Source organism: Mycolicibacter heraklionensis (genome assembly GCF_001021505.1).
GTDB classification, from domain to species: domain Bacteria; phylum Actinomycetota; class Actinomycetes; order Mycobacteriales; family Mycobacteriaceae; genus Mycobacterium; species Mycobacterium heraklionense.
The window spans coordinates 1-20,339 of the sequence record NZ_LDPO01000032.1; the positions used below are offsets into that span (position 1 = coordinate 1).

At 67.8% G+C, this 20,339-nt stretch carries 17 protein-coding genes, 1 tRNA gene and 1 pseudogene; 14 read left to right on the forward strand and 5 right to left on the reverse strand.

The features are described 5' to 3' along the window. Positions 1–724: 724 nt before the first annotated feature. Complete coding sequence (locus ABW16_RS22315) at positions 725–2,158, forward strand: alkaline phosphatase family protein (protein WP_047321393.1); 1,434 nt, start codon at positions 725–727, stop codon at positions 2,156–2,158. A 77-nt stretch (positions 2,159–2,235) separates the two neighbouring features. Further along, a complete protein-coding gene (locus tag ABW16_RS22320; RefSeq protein WP_047321394.1) occupies positions 2,236–2,826 on the forward strand; it encodes a class I SAM-dependent methyltransferase in 591 nt (196 codons plus the stop codon). A gap of 68 nt (positions 2,827–2,894) precedes the next feature. Here the strand turns inward: ABW16_RS22320 and ABW16_RS22325 are convergent. Both ABW16_RS22325 and orn read right to left on the reverse strand, forming a co-directional pair. Then, positions 2,895–2,967: transfer RNA gene (locus ABW16_RS22325), tRNA-His, on the reverse strand. Positions 2,968–3,002: 35 nt separating this feature from the next. Continuing rightward, complete coding sequence (orn, locus tag ABW16_RS22330; protein ID WP_082134285.1) at positions 3,003–3,659, reverse strand: oligoribonuclease; 657 nt, start codon at positions 3,657–3,659, stop codon at positions 3,003–3,005. Between the two features lie 75 nt (positions 3,660–3,734). Here orn and ABW16_RS22335 point away from each other — a divergent pair, with 75 nt between their 5' ends. Next, on the forward strand, positions 3,735–5,279 hold the full coding sequence (locus ABW16_RS22335) for a helicase HerA-like domain-containing protein (protein ID WP_047321396.1): 1,545 nt from the start codon (positions 3,735–3,737) through the stop codon (positions 5,277–5,279). Here the strand turns inward: ABW16_RS22335 and cmrA are convergent. Further along, positions 5,276–6,082, reverse strand: coding sequence for a mycolate reductase (gene cmrA / locus ABW16_RS22340; RefSeq protein ID WP_047321414.1), 807 nt, complete (start codon positions 6,080–6,082; stop codon positions 5,276–5,278). The genes ABW16_RS22335 and cmrA overlap by 4 nt on opposite strands. A 23-nt stretch (positions 6,083–6,105) precedes the next feature. On the opposite strand from cmrA, the gene ABW16_RS22345 reads away from it, so the two are divergent. Then, positions 6,106–7,428 (forward strand): MFS transporter, encoded by a 1,323-nt coding sequence (locus tag ABW16_RS22345; RefSeq protein ID WP_047321397.1) that lies wholly within the window; start codon positions 6,106–6,108, stop codon positions 7,426–7,428. Here the strand turns inward: ABW16_RS22345 and ABW16_RS22350 are convergent. Both ABW16_RS22350 and ABW16_RS22355 read right to left on the reverse strand, forming a co-directional pair. Next, positions 7,403–8,173 (reverse strand): MmpS family transport accessory protein, encoded by a 771-nt coding sequence (locus tag ABW16_RS22350; RefSeq protein ID WP_047321398.1) that lies wholly within the window; start codon positions 8,171–8,173, stop codon positions 7,403–7,405. The genes ABW16_RS22345 and ABW16_RS22350 overlap by 26 nt on opposite strands. Before the next feature lie 66 nt (positions 8,174–8,239). Continuing rightward, the gene (locus ABW16_RS22355; protein WP_047321399.1) at positions 8,240–8,893 is read right to left on the reverse strand and encodes an SACE_7040 family transcriptional regulator; all 654 of its coding nucleotides are present in this window, start codon (positions 8,891–8,893) and stop codon (positions 8,240–8,242) included. A 102-nt stretch (positions 8,894–8,995) separates the two neighbouring features. Here ABW16_RS22355 and ABW16_RS22360 point away from each other — a divergent pair, with 102 nt between their 5' ends. From ABW16_RS22360 to ABW16_RS22405, 10 genes and pseudogenes are all read left to right on the forward strand, one after another. Continuing rightward, positions 8,996–10,636 carry an AMP-binding protein gene (locus tag ABW16_RS22360; protein ID WP_047321400.1) on the forward strand — a complete coding sequence of 547 codons (1,641 nt, stop codon included), beginning with the start codon at positions 8,996–8,998 and terminating at the stop codon, positions 10,634–10,636. A gap of 74 nt (positions 10,637–10,710) precedes the next feature. Next, positions 10,711–11,457, forward strand: a complete 747-nt coding sequence (locus ABW16_RS22365) for a CoA transferase subunit A (protein ID WP_047321415.1) — start codon at positions 10,711–10,713, stop codon at positions 11,455–11,457. Beyond that, positions 11,454–12,095: a 3-oxoacid CoA-transferase subunit B gene (locus tag ABW16_RS22370; RefSeq protein ID WP_047321401.1), complete on the forward strand. Its 642-nt coding sequence runs from the start codon at positions 11,454–11,456 to the stop codon at positions 12,093–12,095. The genes ABW16_RS22365 and ABW16_RS22370 overlap by 4 nt, the downstream gene beginning before the upstream one ends. Next, the gene (locus ABW16_RS22375; protein WP_047321402.1) at positions 12,092–13,663 is read left to right on the forward strand and encodes a carboxyl transferase domain-containing protein; all 1,572 of its coding nucleotides are present in this window, start codon (positions 12,092–12,094) and stop codon (positions 13,661–13,663) included. The genes ABW16_RS22370 and ABW16_RS22375 overlap by 4 nt, the downstream gene beginning before the upstream one ends. A 6-nt stretch (positions 13,664–13,669) precedes the next feature. Then, a complete protein-coding gene (locus ABW16_RS22380) occupies positions 13,670–15,658 on the forward strand; it encodes an acetyl/propionyl/methylcrotonyl-CoA carboxylase subunit alpha (protein WP_047321403.1) in 1,989 nt (662 codons plus the stop codon). Next, entirely contained in the window at positions 15,655–16,815 is a 1,161-nt protein-coding gene (locus tag ABW16_RS22385) for an acyl-CoA dehydrogenase family protein (protein ID WP_109519715.1), read from the forward strand. The genes ABW16_RS22380 and ABW16_RS22385 overlap by 4 nt, the downstream gene beginning before the upstream one ends. Beyond that, a pseudogene (locus tag ABW16_RS22390) lies at positions 16,815–17,404 on the forward strand (MaoC family dehydratase). Before ABW16_RS22385 ends, ABW16_RS22390 begins: the two are co-directional and overlap by 1 nt. Beyond that, a complete protein-coding gene (locus ABW16_RS22395; RefSeq protein WP_047321406.1) occupies positions 17,401–18,198 on the forward strand; it encodes an HpcH/HpaI aldolase/citrate lyase family protein in 798 nt (265 codons plus the stop codon). The pseudogene ABW16_RS22390 and the gene ABW16_RS22395 overlap by 4 nt, the downstream one beginning before the upstream one ends. Before the next feature lie 23 nt (positions 18,199–18,221). Further along, positions 18,222–19,397, forward strand: coding sequence for an enolase C-terminal domain-like protein (locus ABW16_RS22400; protein WP_047321407.1), 1,176 nt, complete (start codon positions 18,222–18,224; stop codon positions 19,395–19,397). Between the two features lie 4 nt (positions 19,398–19,401). After that, complete coding sequence (locus ABW16_RS22405) at positions 19,402–20,331, forward strand: ketopantoate reductase family protein (protein ID WP_047321408.1); 930 nt, start codon at positions 19,402–19,404, stop codon at positions 20,329–20,331. Positions 20,332–20,339: the final 8 nt, after the last annotated feature.

The window sequence follows — 20,339 nt, forward strand, 5'->3', positions numbered from 1 at the left end:
GTGGGGGAGGTGCGTCTTCCGGTGGTGGAGGGGGCGCTTCCTCGGGCGGCGGCGGCGCATCGGCGGCGGCCGGAGGTGGAGGTTCGTCGTTGTTTCCCGGCTCGGCACCGACGCCGCCGGCCAAGAACACGGCGGCCGGCAACAGAGTCGTCGCGGCCAGAACCGAGGATTTCATGCGCAGATCTACTAGTCCTTGCGTGAGCACGCAGGGAACCGTAACCAAAACGTTATCTCGACATCAACCCGGCACGCGGAAAGGCGCGTCCGAAGTGGATGGCCGGCGGTAGGGCAATCACGGGTTGCGCGGCAGTCAGACCAGGTCAGCTTGGTAATGGGCGCCGGTCATCTCGAACGTGATGAGCGGGTGTTCGCTAGATCACTAAATCCCGAACACCGCGGCGATTGCTGACGCCACATCGGTGAGATCAGCCTGGGCGGCCTCGGCCAGCGGCGTCAGGGCCGACCAGGGCGGGAACAGATCACTGATCGCGTTCTGAAAACCTTGCTGGGCGCCATCGATGAGTGCTTGCTGGACGGCGGACCAGTCCAGGTCGGTCTGCCGGTTTCAACATCGGGGACACGGCGGATGGCGTCAACGCCACATCCGGGAAGGCCGGTCCGCGAGCCCTGCGCTGGGCGAGTTCCCCGCAAATCCTGAGCATTGCCTGTGCGATTGCTAGTGTCGTCGGCAGTCTCGCGCAAACTTCGACGAGGGAATCCGATCGTGACAAAGGTGCAGCGGTTTCTGTGCGGTGCGACCGTCGCCGGCCTGGTTGCCGGAACGGGGGCGGTGGTAGGGGCGCAGACGGGGCCGTCCGCGCTGCGCGCCGACTGGATGCTGGCCGCGGAGCACGTGCTGCTGATCGGTACCGACGGCACCAACTTGGACAAGATCCTGGAGTACGCCTACAACGCGGGCAGCGGCTTCAAAACCGCGATGGACCAAGGTATTACCGGAACCGCAAGCCTGATTAACCACACCACCTTCTCCGGCCCGTCATGGTCAACGATCCTCACCGGCGTGTGGGACGACAAGCACGGGGTGACAAACAACCTGTTCAGCTCCGAGCCGTACAACCTGTGGCCGACCGTGTTCAACCTGCTCGAGTACTACAAGCCCGAGATCAACACTTCGGTGATCGCCGACTGGGACTACATCAACGACATCGCTGCCGCGGGAGGCTACCCGGCCGACAGCAACATCTTCGTCCCCTTCGAGACCAACTGGGCCGACGCCGACGCGCTGGTCACCGCGCAGACCATCGCTCAGATCCTGGCGACCGCGGACAACCCGGACGACATCTCCAACTTCCTGTTCTCCTACCAAGTGCAGGTCGACGAGGCCGGACACGGATTCGGTGGCGGGTCGCCCGAATACGCCCAAGCTGTCGTGAACGTCGGCGCCAACATCCAGCAGATCTTGGCCGCGGTCGAGCAGGTCAAGGCGATCACCGGTGACGACTGGTCGATCATCATCACCACCGACCACGGCCACCAGCAGTCGCTGGGACTCCTGGGCCACGGCTTCCAGTCGCCCAACGAGACGTCGTCTTTCGTCATCTTCGATCAGGCCGGCGAGCACGCGAGGGACGGCAGCCAGAACCTGAACTTCTCCACCGTCGACATCACACCAACGATCTTGTCGCTGTTCGGAGTTCCGCTGCGGTCGGACTTCGACGGCGTCTCGATGACCAACGACCCGAGCATCCTGAACAGCACCGTCACACCCGTCGACCTCAAGCAGGCCCTCCTCGACGCGCTCGCGATGTCCGGCTATCCCAATATCGGAAACGAGATCGCGCTGGCCGTCCGCACGGTGGTCACCTCCATCCCGTACGGGCTCAATCTCGTCGTCACCGAGATCGACAAGCTCCTGCAGTCGATCGTCGACCAGGACATCTTCCTGATCAGTGGGCTCGCCCAATTCGCCCAGCAGATCAACGATTTCGTGGGCGGTCTGGTGGTGGACACGAGCGTTGCGCTGGCTCGGGGCGTTGCGTACCTGACCGGATCGGGAGTCATCGCGCCGACCGACCCGCCGCTGCCGGGTGCCTCCGAGTTCTCCGACCCGTGGGGGCTACTCACCGGGGACAGCAACCTGTTCGCGCCCGACCATACGCTCGGGGGATTCGAGCTGCCCGCGCTGCTGGATGCCTGATACGCATCGGGCTCGGGCTGATCCCAGGCCACGGGTGGCTGAAGTTAGGGTAACCTAATTTCATGCCTACAACGTGGATGGACGCTGTGATACGTCAGGTGCGCCGGGTTGGTGACTTCCCTTTTCCGCACCAGGCCGCCTTCCTGCTGGACAATCCGCTTCACCGACGCCTTGTCAATCCTGGTGGCGTGGTCGAGCAGCTAGCGCTTGGCGGAGGTGAACGAGTGCTGGAGATCGGACCTGGTCCAGGGATCTTCAGTATTGAGATCGCCCGCCGGCTGACGACCGGCCACCTCGATCTTTTCGATATCCAACCGCAGATGCTGGAGAAGGTGAGGCGAAAAATTGAGGCTGCCGGCTACCGCAATGTGCAGTTTCACTCGGGCGACGCCAGTGACGGGCTTCCCTTCCCCGACAACACTTTTGATCTTGCGTTTCTGGCTAGCGTGATCGGCGAGGTTCCGGACAAAGCGGCATGTGCGGAGTCTTTGCAGAAAGTGATCAAGCCGGGTGGGCGGCTGGTCTTCCAGGAGATATTCCTTGACCCCGACCGACTGGGCGTCGCAGAACTACGTGCTCTTTTCGAACCCAAGGGCTTTGTGCTCAAGTCCGCGACGGGAAACCGATGGCGTGACGTCGTGGAGTTCACTCGGGGCGAGGCTGCCTAGGCGCCTTTCGCGCTGGCGTCTTCAAGAACGCAGAAGGTGGGAGGGCAAAAATGCCCTCCCACCTGCGGGGTGGCTGACGGGACTCGAACCCGCGACACCCAGGATCACAACCTGGTGCTCTACCAACTGAACTACAGCCACCATTGCTGCCCCACTAGCAAGCAGCGTCGTCGATACTAACCGCTAGGGCGCTCAGCGACCGAATCGATATCGTCGGGCGCGTCCACCGGCGGCCCCAGTTCCCCGGCGATCGCGGCAATGTCGCTGGTAGACGGCCCGGGCGGGGCGACGAACGCGGTGCGCCGGTAGTACTTCAATTCCCGGATGGACTCGTGGATGTCGGCCAGTGCGCGGTGCGCCAGGCCCTTCTCCGGCTGGCCGAAGTAGATCCGCGGATACCAGCGACGGCACAACTCCTTGATCGAGCTGACGTCGATCATCCGGTAGTGCAGGTAGTCGTTGAGGGCGGCCATGTCGCGAGCCAGGAAGCCGCGGTCGGTGCCGATCGAGTTGCCCGCCAGCGGCGCCGTCTTGGCCTGCTTGACGTGGGTGCGGATGTAGTCGAGCACCATCGCTTCGGCGGTGGCCAGATCGATCGTCGACGCCCTGACCTCGTCGATCAGGCCCGATCGGGTGTGCATCTCGGTCACCACCGGGCTCATCGCGTCCAGGTCCGCGCCGTCGGCATGGATCACCACGTCAATACCGTCGCCCAGGATGTTCAGCTCGCCGTCGGTGACCAGGACGGCGATCTCGATGAGCTTGTCCGAGCCCAGATCCAGGCCGGTCATCTCACAGTCGATCCAGACGAGTTCGTCTCGTGCAGCACTCACAGTTAGCCAACGTTAGCCGTTCGCCGCGGGCATAGCCGCACAGCGGTACAGACCGGCCAAGTAGTGTCGTGACCTGTGAGTCCCGACTCGGCGGCGAACGCCGCGCAGCAGATCGCGGCGGGCTACGCCGCCGACGGCCAGGCCCTCGAACTGGGCACGGTAGTCATCGACGGCACCGCAGACGCCGCCGCGCAGGTCCGCATTCCGCTGGCCACCATCAACCGGCACGGGCTGGTGGCCGGCGCCACCGGCACCGGCAAGACCAAGACCTTGCAGGTGATCGCCGAGCAGCTGTCCGCCGCCGGTGTCCCGGTGCTGATGGCCGACGTCAAGGGCGACCTGTCCGGGCTGTCGCGCGCCGGAGAGGCCGGCGACAAGGTCACCCAGCGCGCCAGCGAGACCGGCGACGACTGGGCGCCGACGGCGTTCCCGACGGAGTTTCTGTCGTTGGGTACCGGCGGCATCGGTATTCCGGTGCGGGCCACCATCTCCAGCTTCGGCCCGATTCTGTTGTCGAAGGTGCTGGGCCTCAACGGCACCCAGGAGTCGACGCTGGGCTTGATCTTCCACTGGGCTGACCAGCAGGGGCTGCCGCTGCTGGATCTGAAGGATCTGCGAGCGGTCATCACCTATCTGACCAGTGACGAAGGCAAACCGGAACTGAAAGCGCTGGGGGCGGTGTCACCGGCCACCGCCGGGGTGATCCTGCGTGCGCTGGTCAACCTGGAGGCCGAAGGCGCCGACACCTTCTTCGGGGAGCCGGAACTGGACCCCAAGGATCTGATCCGCCTGGACCCCCAAGGGCGCGGCATCATCTCGCTGCTGGAGCTCGGCGACCAGGCGGCGCGCCCGGTGCTGTTCTCCACCTTCTTGATGTGGGTGCTGGCCGACTTGTTCACCTTCCTGCCCGAGGTCGGTGACATCGACAAACCCAAGCTGGTGTTCTTCTTCGACGAGGCGCACCTGCTGTTCACCGACGCCTCCAAGGCTTTCCTCGACCAGGTCGAGCAGACCGTCAAGCTGATCCGCTCGAAGGGCGTCGGCGTGTTCTTCTGCACGCAGTTGCCCACCGACGTGCCCAACGCGGTGCTCTCGCAGCTGGGTGCGCGCATCCAGCATGCGCTGCGGGCCTTCACCCCTGACGACCAGAAGGCGCTCAGCAAGACGGTGCGCACCTACCCGAAAACCGATGTCTACGACCTGGAATCGGCGTTGACCTCGCTGGGGATCGGCGAGGCCGTCGTCACCGTGCTTTCCGAGCGAGGCTCGCCCACTCCGGTGGCCTGGACCCGGCTGCGGGCGCCGCGCTCACTGATGGCCGCGATCGGCAATGACGCGATCCGCGCCGCCGCCCAGGCCAGTCCGTTGCAGGTGCAGTACGGCCAGACCATCGACCGGGACTCGGCGTACGAGCGGCTCAACGCCAAACTGACTCCGCTGCCGGACCTTCCCGGCGATGTGGACCTGCCGGACCTGCCGCCGCCACCGCCGCCCGAGCCGGGTTTCTTCGAGAAGGTGTTGGGCAATCCGGCCGTCAAGAGCGCGATGCGCTCGGCCGGAACCGCTTTCGGCCGCGAGATCACCCGCAGTATCTTCGGCACCGGTCGGCGCCGGCGCTAACCCCCGCCGAGCTTCTTGTAGACCGCCCCCACGATCGGCGTGACGATGGCGCGCGGCGCATAGCCACTGGCCATCGACATGGCCTTGGAAGTGATCCCGGGTACGACGCGCATCTTGTTGCGCGCCAGCGCATCCAGCGACAGCTTCGCGGTGTGCTGAGTGGAGATCCACAAGAAGTCGGGGATCAGCCTGTCGACCAGCGAGGCCTCGGCGGCATCGGGCATCTCGGCACGCACCGGCCCGGGCGCCAGCAACGTCACGTGCACCCCGGACTTCAGCAGCTCGCCGCGCAGCGACTCGCTGAACGTGTTGGCGAACGCCTTGGTCGCGGCGTAAGTGGCGTTGTTGGGGATCGGTGAGTTTCCCGCCGCCGAACCGGAGATCAGGATGCCCCCGGCGCGGCGCGCCAACATACCCGGCAGCACGGCCAAGACCAGGTCATGCACCGCCACCGCGTTGAGCTGCACCTGCGCCTTCTCCGCCGCCGGGTCCAGACCGGAGATCGGCCCGAACGTCGCGGTTCCGGCGTTGGCGCACAGCACCGAGATCTCCCGCTCGGCCAACTCAGCGCAGAACGCGTCACGGGCCGGCGGGTCGGCCAGGTCGACCGCCCGCACCTCCACCGCGACCCCGTACTTGTCACGCAACCGCGCCGCCACGTCGTTGAGCACATCTTCGCGGCGCGCGGTGATGATCAGGGCGTGGCCGCGGGCGGCCAGCTCGGTGGCCAGCGCCTCACCGATCCCCTGGGACGCTCCGGTGACGACAGCGCGGGCATCTGGGCTGGGAGCAGGAATTGGCATGGGGCAATCGTAGAGTGCCACTCATGGACGAGCCGGGGGCGGACAAGCCGCGGCGATCCCGGATCGTGGCGTGGGCCCTGTGGGACACCGGCGCGGCCGGTGTCAGCGCCATCGTGGTGACGTTCGTGTACTCGGTGTATCTGACCAGCAGTGTCGGCCGCGACCTGCCCGGACAGGTGTCCCCGGCCAGCTGGCTGGGCCGCACCCTGGCCATCTCCGGGCTGACCGTGGCCGCGATAGCGCCGGTGATCGGGGTCTGGGTGGCCGCCCCGCACCGTCGTCGCGTGACGCTGGCGGTGCTGACCGGTACCGCGGCGGTGCTGACCGCCTCGATGAGCCTGATCCGTGACGAACCCGCCTACCTGGCTCCGGGACTGCTGCTGCTGGCGCTGGTCGCCGCGTGCGGCGACCTGGCCGGCGTGCCCTACAACGCCATGCTGCGGCAGCTGTCGACACCGCAGAACTCCGGGCGGATCTCCGGCTTCGGCTGGGCGGCGGGCTATGCCGGCAGCGTGGTGTTGTTGCTGCTGGTCTATGTGGGCTGCATCGCCGGCAGCGGTCCCACCCGCGGCCTGCTCGGCTTGTCCACCGAGGGCGGCCACAACATTCGGGTGGCGATGCTGCTGGCCGCGGCCTGGCTGACGGTGTTCGCCTTGCCGTTGCTGCTCACCGCGCACCGCCTGGCCGGCAAGGGCGAGGAGCCTCCGCTGCGGCTCGGGTTCTTCGGCGGTTACCGCCAGCTGTGGCGCGACATCACCGCGGAATGGCACCGCGACCGCAACCTGGTCTTCTACCTGGTGGCCAGCGCGATCTTCCGCGACGGGCTGGCTGGGGTGTTCGCGTTCGGTGCGGTGCTCGGCGTCAACGTCTATGGCATCTCGGCCGGCGACATCCTGATCTTCGGGGTGGCCGCCAGCGTGGTCGCCGCGGTGGGCGCTATCGCAGGTGGCCTGCTCGACGACCGGATCGGATCCAAAACCGTCATCGTCGGGTCACTGGTCGCGATGATCGCGGCCGGCACCACGCTGATGACGCTGTCCGGACCCCGGGCGTTCTGGGCCTGTGGGCTGGTGCTGTGTCTGTTCATCGGGCCGACCCAATCCGCGGCGCGCACCCTGCTGCTGCGGATGGCGCAGGACGGTCGGGATGGCTTTGAAGGGGTGGCGTTCGGCCTCTACACGATGACCGGTCGGGCGGTGTCGTTCCTGGCGCCGTGGCTGTTCTCCGTCTTCGTCGACGTCTTCGGCACCGTCCGGGCGGGCATGGGCGGGCTGTGCACGGTGTTGTTGCTCGGTCTGCTCGCGGTCCTGCCGGTGCGCGTCAGCCGGCCGCCGCGCACACCGTGAGGATCGAACCGGTGCGCTGACGGACCTGGGTGCCGTCCACCGATACCGAGCAGGTGATCTGCTCGCCGAAATTGACCACCGTAACCGCCGCGGCCGTCGTCGCCGGCGGCGTCAGTGTCACCTGCTTGCTCCACGGCAGAGCCACATTGAACTCGGTCTGCAATATTCCACCGGTATCGATATAGGCGATGCTGAGCGCCCTGCCGGTCCCGCTGACGCTGTAGACGATCGTCTCGGGGACACCGGCGGTGGTCGAGGTCGTCGGTGGCGGTGCGGTCGTCGTGGTGCTGGGCGCGGGAGTCCGTGACGGTGGCGGAGTGGTGGTGGGGACGCGCTTGGGAACCGGGGTGCTCGGCGCTGTCGGCAACGGGGTCACCGGCGTCACGGTGGCCGAATTGCGCTGCGAGCCATTGGCGATCACCAGGGCGATCACCATGCCGACCACCAGCAGTACTGCGGCACCGGCCACCAGAAACAGCCAGTTGGGGAATCTCGGGGGCTCCGGCGGTCCGCCCTCGCCGCCGCCTACCGGTCCACCTGGCGGGGGCTGGGGCGGCTCCCAGTGTTGCCGCGGCAACTGCTCGGTCGGCTGGGGAGCCTGCGGCGGATAGCCGGGCGGGTACGTCGGGAGCTGCCCGGCGTACGCCGGGTCGACGTATGGCGGAAAGCCGTAGGTCGGCGGTTCGGACGCTCCACCGCGCTGCCACTGCTGATTGGAACCATCCGGTCGGTACGGATCGGTCATGCCCACCTCATGGCTTGCAGGGTACCTGCGCCGAGCGCCCGCGGCCGGGACGTCGGGCGCGCCCGACTAAATTCCGACGGCGCCCAGCGCGCTGATCGTCATCGCCCGCAACACCGCTCGCGAGCGTTCCGGCCCGGCCGATTTGGCTCCGGAGGGCTTCACGCTGTGCGGGGTCGAGTTCAACAAGCCGAACGCCGCATGGGCCATCAGCCGCGCATCGGCCTCGGCCAGCCCGGGACGCAGCGCACACAACACGCTCACCCACACCTCCACGTACTGACGCTGGGCGCTGCGCACTTGGCGCTGCGCGGCGGCCGGCAGATGCGCCAGGTCACGGTCCTGGATCCGAATCAGGTCCGGCTCGCCGAGGGCGAAATCGAGATGAAAATCGACCAGGCCGTCCAGCACTTCCTGCGGGCTGCGTCCGCTGGCTTCGACGGCGCGCGCCCCCGCGAGCAGCCGGGTGCTGATACCGACCAGCAACTCCACCAGCAGTGCTTCCTTGCCCGCGAAGTGTCGGTAGATGGCCGGGCCGCTTACGCCGGCGGCCGCGCCGATGTCCTCCAACCGCACGGCCGGGTAGCCGCCCTGGGCGAAGAGGCGTTCGGCGGCCGTGAGCAACTGGCTACGCCGGTCGGACTTCAGCCGGCTGCGCCGGTTGGCCGGCTCGTCGTTGCCCGCCGAGTCGGCCGAGATGGACTTCGGAATGGAAGAAGCCATCACGCCTCCGCTCCGTCGTGGACATCTCAGTTAATGGCCACTAACGTAACACCCGTCGCCTCGGAACACATCCGACTTCGGGCGGCACCGGTGGAGGGGCCGATGGCAACTGCGGTACCCGCGGCACAGGACGACTTGTCCTACGCCCGCGGCGGGTCCCACCCCGCCCTGTTGGAGACGACGATCGGCGCCAACCTCGCGGCCACTGCAGACGCGTTCCCCGATCGCGATGCGTTGGTTGACGTTCCGTCGGGCCGGCGCTGGACCTACGCCGAACTCTCCGCCGATGTGCGGCGTCTGGCCACCGGCCTGCTGGAGGCCGATATCAGCACGGGGGACCGGGTGGGCATTTGGGCGCCCAACTGCGCCGAATGGGTTTTGACCCAGTACGCCACCGCCGAGATCGGCGCAATCCTGGTCAACATCAACCCCGCGTACCGCACCCACGAATTGGCCTATGCGCTCAAGCAATCCGGGGTCGCGATGGTCATCTCGGCATCGCGTTTCAAGACCTCCGACTACGTCGGAATGCTGCGGGAGGTGGCCCCCGAATGCCCGGATCTGCGCGAGGCGGTGTTCATCGGCTCTGCTCGGTGGCAGCAGCTGGCAGGTACGCCGATCGATGCGACAGCGCTGACGCAGGTGGCGGCGACCCTACAAGCCCACGACCCCATCAATATCCAATACACCTCGGGCACAACGGGTTACCCCAAGGGCGCGACGCTAAGCCATCGCAACATCCTCAACAACGGCTACCTGGTCGGTGAACTGCTCGGCTACACCGAAGCGGATCGGATCTGCCTTCCGGTGCCGCTCTACCATTGCTTCGGTCTGGTGATGGGGAGCCTGGCGGCCACCAGTCACGGCGCGGCCATCGTCTTGCCGGGGCCCGGCTTCGATCCGACGGCCACGCTGCGGGCCGTGCAGGATGAGGCGTGCACCAGCCTCTACGGGGTGCCGACCATGTTCATCGCCGAGCTCGGCCAGCCCGACTTCGGGCAGTATGACCTCACCAGCCTGCGCACCGGGATCATGGCGGGATCGCCGTGCCCGGCCCAGGTGATGCGACGGGTCATCGACGACATGCACATGGCCGGGGTCGCGATCTGCTACGGCATGACCGAGACCTCCCCGGTGTCGACCCAAACCCGCGCCGATGACTCGCTGGCGCAGCGAGTCGAGACCGTCGGGCAGGTCGGCCCGCATCTCGAGATCAAGCTGACCGACCCGGACACCGGCGCGACGGTGCCGCGCGGGCGGGTCGGCGAGCTGTGCACCCGCGGCTATTCGGTGATGACCGGTTACTGGAACGACCCGGACAAGACCGCGGCGGCCATCGACGCGGGCGGCTGGATGCACACCGGCGACCTGGCCGTCATGGACGGCGACGGCTATCTGCGCATCACCGGGCGGATCAAGGACATGGTGATCCGCGGCGGGGAGAACATCTACCCGCGCGAGATCGAGGAATTCCTCCACACCCATCCCGACATCCGTGACGCCCAGGTCATCGGCGTGCCCGACGACGCCTACGGCGAGGAGCTGATGGCGGTGGTGATGATGCGCGAAGGGGCGCCACCACTGACCGCCGAGCGGCTGCGGGAGTTCTGCACCGGGCGCCTGGCGCACTTCAAGGTGCCGCGGTACGTCCGGGTCGTGACCGAGTTTCCGATGACGGTCACCGGCAAGGTCCGCAAGGACGAGATGCGCCAGCAGGCAATCGAGCATTTGGGCGGCGGCTGACAGGGCTGCCTGAGAATGGTATTCTCTGGCATCAGTTAATGAACATTAACTGAAATGAGGAGGCGCGCGTGGCGATAGACAAGGTCGTGGCGACGGCGGCAGAGGCCGTGGCCGACGTGACCGACGGCGCGTCACTGGCGGTTGGCGGGTTCGGACTCTGCGGCATTCCGGAGGCGTTGATCGACGCCCTGCTCCAGCTCGGGGTCACCGATATGGAGACGGTGTCGAACAACTGCGGCGTCGACGGCGTCGGCCTGGGAGTGCTGTTGGAGCACAAGCGCATCCGCCGCACCGTCAGCTCCTATGTGGGCGAGAACAAGGAGTTCGCCCGGCAGTTCCTCTCCGGCGAGCTCGAAGTGGAGCTGACCCCGCAGGGGACCCTCGCCGAGCGGCTGCGTGCCGGCGGCGCCGGAATCCCGGCGTTCTACACGCCCACCGGCGTGGGCACCCAGGTCGCCGACGGCGGCCTGCCGTGGCGCTATGACGGGGCCGGCGGGGTGGCGGTGGCCTCGCCGCCGAAGGAGACCCGGGAGTTCGACGGGCGCACCTATGTTCTGGAGCGGGCGATCCGCACCGACTTCGCGCTGGTGCACGCCTGGAAGGGCGACCGGCACGGCAATCTCGTTTACCGCGAGGCCGCCGCCAACTTCAACCCGGACTGCGCTGCGGCCGGCCGGATCACCATCGCCGAGGTCGAGCATCTGGTGGAGCCCGGCGAGATCTGCCCCGCCGAGGTGCACACCCAGGGAGTCTTCGTGCACCGGGTGGTGCACGTGCCCAATCCGATCAAGCGAATCGAGCGGGAGACGGTGCGCGCATGACCCTCACTAGAGACGAGCTGGCCGCGCGAGTGGCCGCCGAGCTGCGCGACGGGCAGTATGTCAACCTCGGCATCGGACTGCCCACCTTGATTCCCAACCACATTCCCGACGGCGTCAGCGTGGTGCTGCACTCGGAGAACGGAATCCTCGGGGTCGGCCCTTACCCGCTGCGTGAAGACCTCGACGCCGACCTGATCAACGCCGGCAAAGAAACGGTGACGGTCCTGCCCGGGGCGTCGTTCTTCTCGTCGTCGGCCTCGTTCGGAGTCATCCGCGGCGGGCACCTCGACGTGGCGGTCCTTGGCGCCATGCAGGTTTCGGCCGCCGGGGACCTGGCCAACTGGATGATCCCCGGCAAGATGATCAAAGGCATGGGCGGGGCGATGGACCTGGTGCACGGCGCGCGCCGGGTGATCGTGATGATGGAGCACGCCGCCAAAGACGGCAGCGCCAAGATCGTCGAGCAGTGCACGCTGCCGCTCACCGGGGCCCGCTGCGTCAACCGGATCATCACCGACCTGGCCGTCGTCGACGTCACCGAGTTGGGCTTGCAGCTGGTCGAGACCGCCCCGGGCGTCTCCGTCGACGAAGTCGTCGCAAAAACCGATGCTCCGCTGGATCTTTCGACACTGTCATGACCGCACCGGCATTCGCTGACGAACACCGTCGCCTGGTCGCCGAGCTCAATGCCAAGCTGGCGACGGCCGCCCTCGGCGGCAACGAGCAGTCCCGGCAGCGCCACGTCGCTCGCGGAAAGCTGTTGCCGCGCGACCGGGTTGACCGGCTGCTGGACCCCGGCAGCCCGTTCCTGGAACTGGCCCCGCTGGCCGCCGACGGGATGTACGACGACGAGTGTCCCGGGGCGGGGATCATCACCGGCATCGGTCGGGTCGCGGGGCGCGAATGCGTGGTCGTCGCCAATGACGCCACCGTCAAAGGCGGCACCTACTACCCGATCACGGTCAAAAAGCACCTGCGTGCCCAGGAGGTGGCGCTGGGCAACCGGCTGCCGTGCCTGTACCTGGTGGACTCCGGGGGAGCGTTCCTGCCCCGCCAGGACGAAGTCTTCCCCGACCGTGAGCACTTCGGCCGGATCTTCTACTACCAGGCCACCATGAGCGCCCAGGGCATCCCACAGATCGCGGCGGTGCTCGGCTCCTGCACCGCGGGCGGCGCCTACGTTCCGGCGATGAGCGACGAGGCCGTCATCGTCCGGGAGCAGGGCACCATCTTCCTGGGCGGACCACCGCTGGTGAAGGCCGCCACCGGCGAAGTCGTGACCGCCGAAGAACTCGGCGGCGGTGACCTGCACTCCAAGGTCTCCGGGGTCACCGACTATTTAGCCGACGACGACGAGCACGCGCTGCGCATCGTGCGCCAGATCGCGGCGACCTTCGGGCCGCGCCCCGAAAGCCCCTGGGAGATCAGCGACTCCGTGGAACCCCGCCACGATCCGGCCGAGCTCTACGACGTAGTTCCGCCGGACCCACGGGTGCCCTATGACGTGCGGCAGGTGATCGTTCGGCTCGTCGACGGCAGCCAGTACAGCGAGTTCAAGGCCGAGTACGGCAAAACCCTGGTGACCGCGTTCGCGCGCATCCATGGCCACCCGGTCGGGATCATCGCCAACAACGGGGTGCTGTTCGGTGAATCCGCGCTCAAAGGGGCGCACTTCATCGAACTGTGCGACAAGCGCTCGATCCCACTGGTGTTCCTGCAGAACATCGCCGGGTTCATGGTCGGCCGCGACTACGAGGCCGGCGGCATAGCCAAGCACGGAGCCAAGATGGTCACCGCGGTGGCCTGCGCGCGGGTGCCCAAGCTGACGGTCGTGATCGGCGGCTCCTACGGGGCGGGCAACTACTCCATGTGTGGTCGGGCGTACTCGCCGCGGTTCCTGTGGATGTGGCCCAATGCCCGGATCTCGGTGATGGGCGGCGAGCAGGCGGCGTCGGTGCTGGCCACCGTGCGCGGCGATCAACTCGACGCGGCCGGCAAGCCGTGGTCGGCGTCCGACGAGGAAGCGTTCAAGGCCCCGATCCGCGAGCAATACGAGGTGCAGGGCAACCCGTACTACTCGACCGCGCGGTTGTGGGACGACGGGATCATCGACCCGGCCGACACCAGAACAGTGCTGGGCCTGGCGCTTTCGGTCTGCTCGAACGCGCCTTTGAACCCGGTCTCCTACGGCGTATTCCGGATGTGAGCGGAGATGTTTGACACCGTCTTGATAGCCAACCGCGGTGAGATCGCGGTGCGGGTGATCCGCACCCTGCGCCGGATGGGCATCCGATCCGTAGCCGTCTACAGCGACGCCGACGCCGGGGCGCGCCATGTGCGCGAAGCCGACACCGCGGTGCGCCTGGGGCCCGCGCCGGTGCTGGAGAGCTACCTGTCGATACCCAAGGTGCTCGAGGCCGCCGCGGCCACCGGCGCCCAGGCCATTCATCCCGGCTACGGATTCCTTTCCGAGAACGCCGGATTCGCGGTCGCCTGCGAGCGGGCCGGAGTGGTGTTCATCGGGCCGCCGGCCCGGGCAATCGAGGTGATGGGCGACAAGATCTCAGCGAAGAACACCGTCACCGCGTTTGAGGTGCCGGTGGTTCCGGGTATCGCCAAACCCGGCCTGTCCGATGACGAGTTGGTGACTGCGGCCGGCGAGATCGGTTACCCGGTGCTGATCAAGCCGTCGGCCGGCGGTGGTGGCAAGGGTATGCACCTGGTGGAAGAGCCTGCGCAGCTGCGCGCGGCGCTGGCCACCGCACGGCGTGAGGCGGCCTCGGCGTTCGGTGACGACACCTTGTTCTTGGAGCGATTCGTGCTGCGGCCGCGCCACATCGAGGTGCAGGTGCTCGCCGACACTCAGGGCAATGTGGTGCACCTCGGCGAACGCGAATGCAGCCTGCAGCGACGCCACCAGAAGGTGATCGAGGAGGCGCCGTCGCCGCTGCTGGACGCCGCCACCCGGGACCGCATCGGGGCGGCGGCCTGCAACACCGCCCGCAGCGTGGACTACGTCGGTGCCGGCACCGTGGAATTCATCGTCTCCGCGGATCGCCCGGATGAGTTCTTCTTCATGGAGATGAACACCCGACTGCAGGTGGAACACCCGGTCACCGAAGCGATCACCGGCCTGGACCTGGTGGAGTGGCAGCTGCGGGTGGCCGCCGGGGAGAAGCTGTCCTTCACCCAGGACGACATCACCTTCACCGGGCACGCCGTGGAAGCCCGGGTGTATGCCGAAGACCCGGCCCGCGGTTTCCTGCCCACTGGTGGGCGGGTGCTGGCGGTGCACGAGCCTGCTGGACCCGGGGTGCGGGTGGACTCGTCGTTGCAGGACGGCACCGTCGTCGGCAGCGACTACGACCCGATGCTGTCCAAGGTGATCGCGCACGGTGCCGACCGGACGCAGGCACTGGCGCGCCTCGACGCGGCGCTGGCCGGCACGGCGGTGTTCGGGGTGCAGACCAACGTCGAGTTCCTGCGGTTCCTGCTGGCCGATGCGCGGGTGGTCGCCGGTGACTTGGACACCGAACTGCTGGATGCGCGGTCGGGCGATTTCGCACCGGTGCCCGCGCCCGACGACGTGTTGGCCGCCGGTGGCCTCTACCGCCAGTGGGCGCTCGCCGAGCGCGGGCGCAGTGATCTGTGGGCGGCCCCGAGTGGATGGCGAATCGGCGCGGCGGCGCCGGTGCGCACCGAGATGCACACCCCGCTGCGCACCGAGACGGTGTCGGTGTGGGGTCTGCCCGACGCCGCGCAGGTGCAGATCGGTGACGGCGAGATCTGCAGTGCCAGCGCCCATGTCGAGGGCGACCAGCTGATCGCCACGGTGGCCGGGCGGCAACGCCGCTACCTGTTCGCCGAGGACGACGGTCAACTGTGGATCTGCGACGAACGCGGAAGCTGGCAGCTGCGGGAGGCCGACGTGGTGCGCGTGCACCGCGGCGGCGGAGTCCGTAGCGCGGAGATCGTCAGCCCGATGCCGGGCACCGTGATTGCCGTCGCCGTGGCATCGGAATCGACTGTCGGCGAAGGTGATCCGGTGGTCGTGGTCGAGGCGATGAAGATGGAGCACACCCTGACCGCCCCGATTTCCGGCCGGGTGCAGGTGTTGGTGGCGGTGGGCGATCAAGTGAAGGTGGATCAGGTGCTGGCGCGGCTGATCCCGGAGGACGAGACCGAGGAAGCGAAATCATGACCACCATCGAGGCAGGAACCCTGCCGAGCCACTACCTGGACCTGCGCGACACCGTCGCCGAGTTCGCCCGCACCGTCGTCGCTCCGGTGGCGGCCAAGCACGACGAAGAGCACAGCTTCCCCTACGAAGTGATCGCGAAGATGGGGGAGATGGGGCTGTTCGGCCTGCCGTTCCCCGAGGAGTACGGCGGCATGGGCGGCGACTACTTCGCCCTGGCGCTCGCCCTGGAGGAACTCGGCAAGGTCGACCAGTCGGTGGCGATGACCCTGGAAGCCGGGGTGGGCCTGGGGGCGATGCCGATCTACCGGTTCGGCTCCGAGGAACAGAAGCAGACCTGGCTGCCGGATCTGGTGACCGGTCGCGCGCTGGCGGGCTTCGGCCTGACCGAGCCGGGCGCCGGATCCGACGCCGGCGGCACCCGGACCACCGCTCGCCGCGACGGCGACGAGTGGGTGATCAACGGCACCAAGCAGTTCATCACCAACTCCGGCACCGACATCACCTCGCTGGTGACCGTCACCGCCGTCACCGGAACCCGGCCCGACGGTAAGAAGGAGATCTCCACCATCATCGTGCCTTCCGGCACAGCGGGATTCACCGTGGAGCCGGCCTACAACAAGGTCGGCTGGAACGCCTCGGACACCCACCCGCTCACCTTCGCCGACGCCCGCGTTCCTCAAGCCAACCTGCTTGGCGAAGAGGGCCGGGGCTACGCGAACTTCCTGTCGATCCTGGACGAGGGCCGCATCGCGATCGCCGCGGTCGCCACCGGGGTGGCGCAGGGTTGCGTGGACGAGAGCGTCAAGTACGCCGGCGAGCGCGAGGCGTTCGGCCAGACGATCGGCTCCTATCAGGCGATCAGCTTCAAGATCGCCCGGATGGAGGCCCGCGCTCACGTCGCCCGCACCGCCTACTACGACGCCGCCGCGAAGATGTTGGCGGGCAAGCCGTTCAAGAAGGAGGCGGCGATCGCCAAGATGATCTCCTCGGAAGCGGCGATGGACAACGCCCGGGACGCCACCCAGATCCACGGCGGCTACGGCTTCATCAACGAATACCCGGTGGCCCGGCATTACCGGGACAGCAAGATCCTCGAGATCGGCGAGGGCACCACCGAGGTGCAGCTGATGCTCATCGCACGATCGCTGGGGCTGTGATGGGGACGTCCTCCGCCGAGTGTGAATCCTGCGACGCCGCGTCGGCGTGTCGTGTCGCAGGATTCACACTCGGCGGGAGAAAGAGCGGAAGGGAAGCGGCGTGAGCAAGACAGTCGAGCAGCGCGGACTGTGGTTCGAGGAATACGAGATCGGCACCATCTACCTACACCGGCCCGGGCGCACCATCACCGAAGCCGACAACGTGCTGTTCACCACGCTGACCATGAACACCCAGTCGCTGCACCTGGATGCGGCCTGGGCGGCCCAACAGCCCGGCTTCCGCGGTGAGCGCCTGGTGAATTCGATGTTCACTCTCTCCACGCTGGTCGGCCTGTCGGTGGCGCAGCTGACGCTGGGCACCATCGTGGCCAATCTGGGCTTCTCGGAGGTGTCGTTCCCCAAGCCGGTGTTTCACGGCGACACGCTCTACGCCGAGACGGTCTGCACCGACAAGCGGGAGTCCAAGAGCCGCCCCGGCGAGGGCATCGTGACGTTGGAGCATGTCGGACGTAACCAGAACGGCGACATCGTCGCCCGCGCGGTACGCACCACGCTGGTGCGCAAACGGCCGACCGAGGACCAACAGTGAGCGCCGGTCCGGCCTGGCTGTTCTGCCCGGCGGATCGCCCGGAGCGATACGGCAAAGCGGCCGCGGTCGCCGACGTGGTGATCCTCGATCTGGAAGACGGGGTAGCGGCCGCGGACCGGCCGGCCGCCCGGGAAGTATTGCGGCGCAACCCCCTTGACCCGGAACGGACCGTGGTGCGGGTGAACCCGGCCGGCACCGAAGATCAGGCCCGCGACTTGGAGGCACTGGCCGACACCGCCTACACCACACTGATGCTGGCCAAGACCGAATCCGCGGCCCAGGTCGCCGCGCTGGCTCCGCGGCAGGTGGTGGCCCTGATCGAAACCCCGCGCGGTGCGGTGTTCTGCGCCGAGATCGCCGCCGCGCAGGACTGCGTCGCAATGATGTGGGGCGCCGAAGATCTGGTCGCCGCGATGGGCGGCGGCTCGAGCCGTCACGCCGACGGGCGGTACCGCGACGTGGCCCGCCACGTGCGCTCGAGTGTCCTGTTGGCGGCATCGACGTTCGGCCGGGCCGCATTGGACGCCGTCTACCTCAACATCGGCGATCTCGACGGGCTCAAAGCCGAAGCGCTCGATGGCGCCGCGGTCGGATTCGCTGCTACGGTGTGCATCCACCCGAGCCAGATCGAGGTGGTCCGCGATGCCTATCGGCCCGCCCCCGAACGGGTCGACTGGGCGCGCAGGGTGCTCGCCGCAGCGCAGACCGAGCGCGGGGTGTTCGCGTTCGAAGGACAGATGGTCGACTCCCCGGTGCTGCGGCACGCCGAAGCCATCCTGCGGCGAGCGGATTGACGCACCAGGAGGACTGACACCGCATGCGCATCACCCAGATCATCGAGACACCGGTGCGGCTGCGCGGCGAGGTCGCCAATGCCTTGGTGGATTTCTCCCGGCACACGGTGTCGCTGGTCGCGGTGGTCAGCGACCAGATCCGTGACGGGAAGCCGGTGACCGGGGTGGCGTTCAACTCGATCGGCCGGTTCGCGCAGAGTGGCATCCTGGCCGACCGGATGATCCCGCGCGTGCTGCGCGCGAACCCCGAGGTGCTGCTGGACGACGCCGGCCGGATCGACCCCGCGCGGGTGCTGGGTTGTGCGCTGACCGACGAGAAGCCCGGCGGGCATGGCGACCGGGCGGGTGCGGCGGCCGCGCTGGAGCTGGCGTGCTGGGACCTCAATGCCAAACTCGCCGACGAGCCTGCCTACCGCACCATCGCCGGGTATTTCGGCCGCGCCACCGTCAGCACGGCTGTCCCGGTGTATGCCGCCGGCGGTTACTACTACCCGGGCGACGACACCGCGGCCGGCCTGGACCGGCTGCGCACCGAGATCCGCGGCTATCTCGACATGGGCTACGACGCGGTCAAGATGAAGATCGGCGGCGCGTCGACGAGCGAGGACCTGGCGCGCATCGAGGCCGTGATCGACATCGTCGGCAGCGGTGCCCGGGTCGCGGTCGACGCCAACGGCCGGTTCGACGAGGCCGACGCGGTGCAGTGGGCGAAAGCGCTGAACCCGTATGGCCTGCGCTGGTACGAAGAGCCCGGTGATCCGCTCGACTTTGCGTTGAACGCCGCGGTCATTGCGGCCTACGACGGTGCCGTCGCCACCGGAGAGAACCTGTTCTCGGTGCGGGACGCGACCAACCTGGTTCGTTACGCCGGGATGCGGCCGGGCATCGACATCTTCCAGATGGACGCCGGGCTCAGCTACGGGTTGACCGAATACGCCCGGATGATCGAGGTCCTCGAGGCGCACGGCTTCGACCGCCGCTTCGCCTTCCCGCACGGCGGGCACCTGATCAACCTGCACATCGTGGTCGCGCTGGGACTGGGTGGCTGCGAGTCCTACCCGGGGGTGTTCGCACCGTTCGGCGGCTACGCGCCGGGTTGCGTGCTGGCCGAGGGCACCATCGCGCCGACCGACGCCCCGGGCTTCGGGCTGGAGGAGAAGCCCGACCTGGCCGCCGTGATCGCCGACCTGGTGGGATGAGCAGATGAAGATCGCGGTCATCGGATGCGGCGCCATGGGATCGATCTATGCCGCCAAGCTGGCGGCGGCCGGCAACGACGTACTGGCCGTGGACCGGTCAAGCGCGCATGTCGACGCCATCGCCGCGGGCGGCCTGCGAATCAGCGGACCGCAGCCTGACCAGGTGGTTCCGATGCGCGCGGCCACCACCGCGCCGGCCGAGCCGATGGATCTGGTGGTGCTGGCGGTCAAGGCCGCCGACGTCGCCGCCGGGGCCAACCAGGCACTGCCGCTGCTCGGCGAGGACACGCCGGTGTTGACCATCCAGAACGGACTCGGGTCGGCCGACACCGTCGCCGACATCGTCGGCGCGGCCCGGGTGGCGGTGGGCATCGCTAGCGGCTTCGGAGCCTCGCGTCCCGCGCCGGGACATGTGCACCACAACGCGATGCGTGCCGTCCGGTTCGGCGGCTATGCGGCGCTGCCGTTTTCGACTGTCGATCAGATCGCTCGGGTGTGGTCGGAGGCGGGATTCGACGCGGTCGCGGTCGCCGACATCGCCGCCATGCAGTGGGAGAAGCTGATCTGCAACGCCGCCTACAGCGCGCCGTGCGCGCTGACCGGCATGACGGTGGGTCAGGTCATGGACGACACGGAGATGGGACCGGTCAGCCGCGCCACCGCGACCGAAGCCTGGACGGTGGCCCGCGCCGCCGGAATCGGCATCGACGTGGCAGATCCGGTGGCGCATGTCCGGGCCTTCGGCGCGCAGATGCCGAACGCCAAACCGTCTGCGCTGCTGGATCACCTGGCCCACCGAGTCAGCGAGATCGACGTCATCAACGGTGCTGTGGTGCGCACGGCCGCGCAGGTGGGGGAACAGGTTCCGGTGAACGCCACGCTGACCGCACTGGTCAAAGCCGTTGAACGTCAGTGGATAACGCCGAAGGACTGAACACCACG

What these genes read in the sequence shown, in the direction of transcription:
- ABW16_RS22320 (WP_047321394.1), top strand. Translation starts at nt 2,236, where the DNA reads ATGGACGCTGTGATACGTCAGGTGCGCCGGGTTGGTGACTTCCCTTTT.
- cmrA (WP_047321414.1), bottom strand. Translation starts at nt 6,082, where the DNA reads ATGCCAATTCCTGCTCCCAGCCCAGATGCCCGCGCTGTCGTCACCGGA.
- ABW16_RS22345 (WP_047321397.1), top strand. Translation starts at nt 6,106, where the DNA reads ATGGACGAGCCGGGGGCGGACAAGCCGCGGCGATCCCGGATCGTGGCG.
- ABW16_RS22350 (WP_047321398.1), bottom strand. Translation starts at nt 8,173, where the DNA reads ATGACCGATCCGTACCGACCGGATGGTTCCAATCAGCAGTGGCAGCGC.
- ABW16_RS22355 (WP_047321399.1), bottom strand. Translation starts at nt 8,893, where the DNA reads ATGGCTTCTTCCATTCCGAAGTCCATCTCGGCCGACTCGGCGGGCAAC.
- ABW16_RS22360 (WP_047321400.1), top strand. Translation starts at nt 8,996, where the DNA reads ATGGCAACTGCGGTACCCGCGGCACAGGACGACTTGTCCTACGCCCGC.
- ABW16_RS22370 (WP_047321401.1), top strand. Translation starts at nt 11,454, where the DNA reads ATGACCCTCACTAGAGACGAGCTGGCCGCGCGAGTGGCCGCCGAGCTG.
- ABW16_RS22375 (WP_047321402.1), top strand. Translation starts at nt 12,092, where the DNA reads ATGACCGCACCGGCATTCGCTGACGAACACCGTCGCCTGGTCGCCGAG.
- ABW16_RS22380 (WP_047321403.1), top strand. Translation starts at nt 13,670, where the DNA reads ATGTTTGACACCGTCTTGATAGCCAACCGCGGTGAGATCGCGGTGCGG.
- ABW16_RS22385 (WP_109519715.1), top strand. Translation starts at nt 15,655, where the DNA reads ATGACCACCATCGAGGCAGGAACCCTGCCGAGCCACTACCTGGACCTG.
- ABW16_RS22400 (WP_047321407.1), top strand. Translation starts at nt 18,222, where the DNA reads ATGCGCATCACCCAGATCATCGAGACACCGGTGCGGCTGCGCGGCGAG.
- ABW16_RS22405 (WP_047321408.1), top strand. Translation starts at nt 19,402, where the DNA reads ATGAAGATCGCGGTCATCGGATGCGGCGCCATGGGATCGATCTATGCC.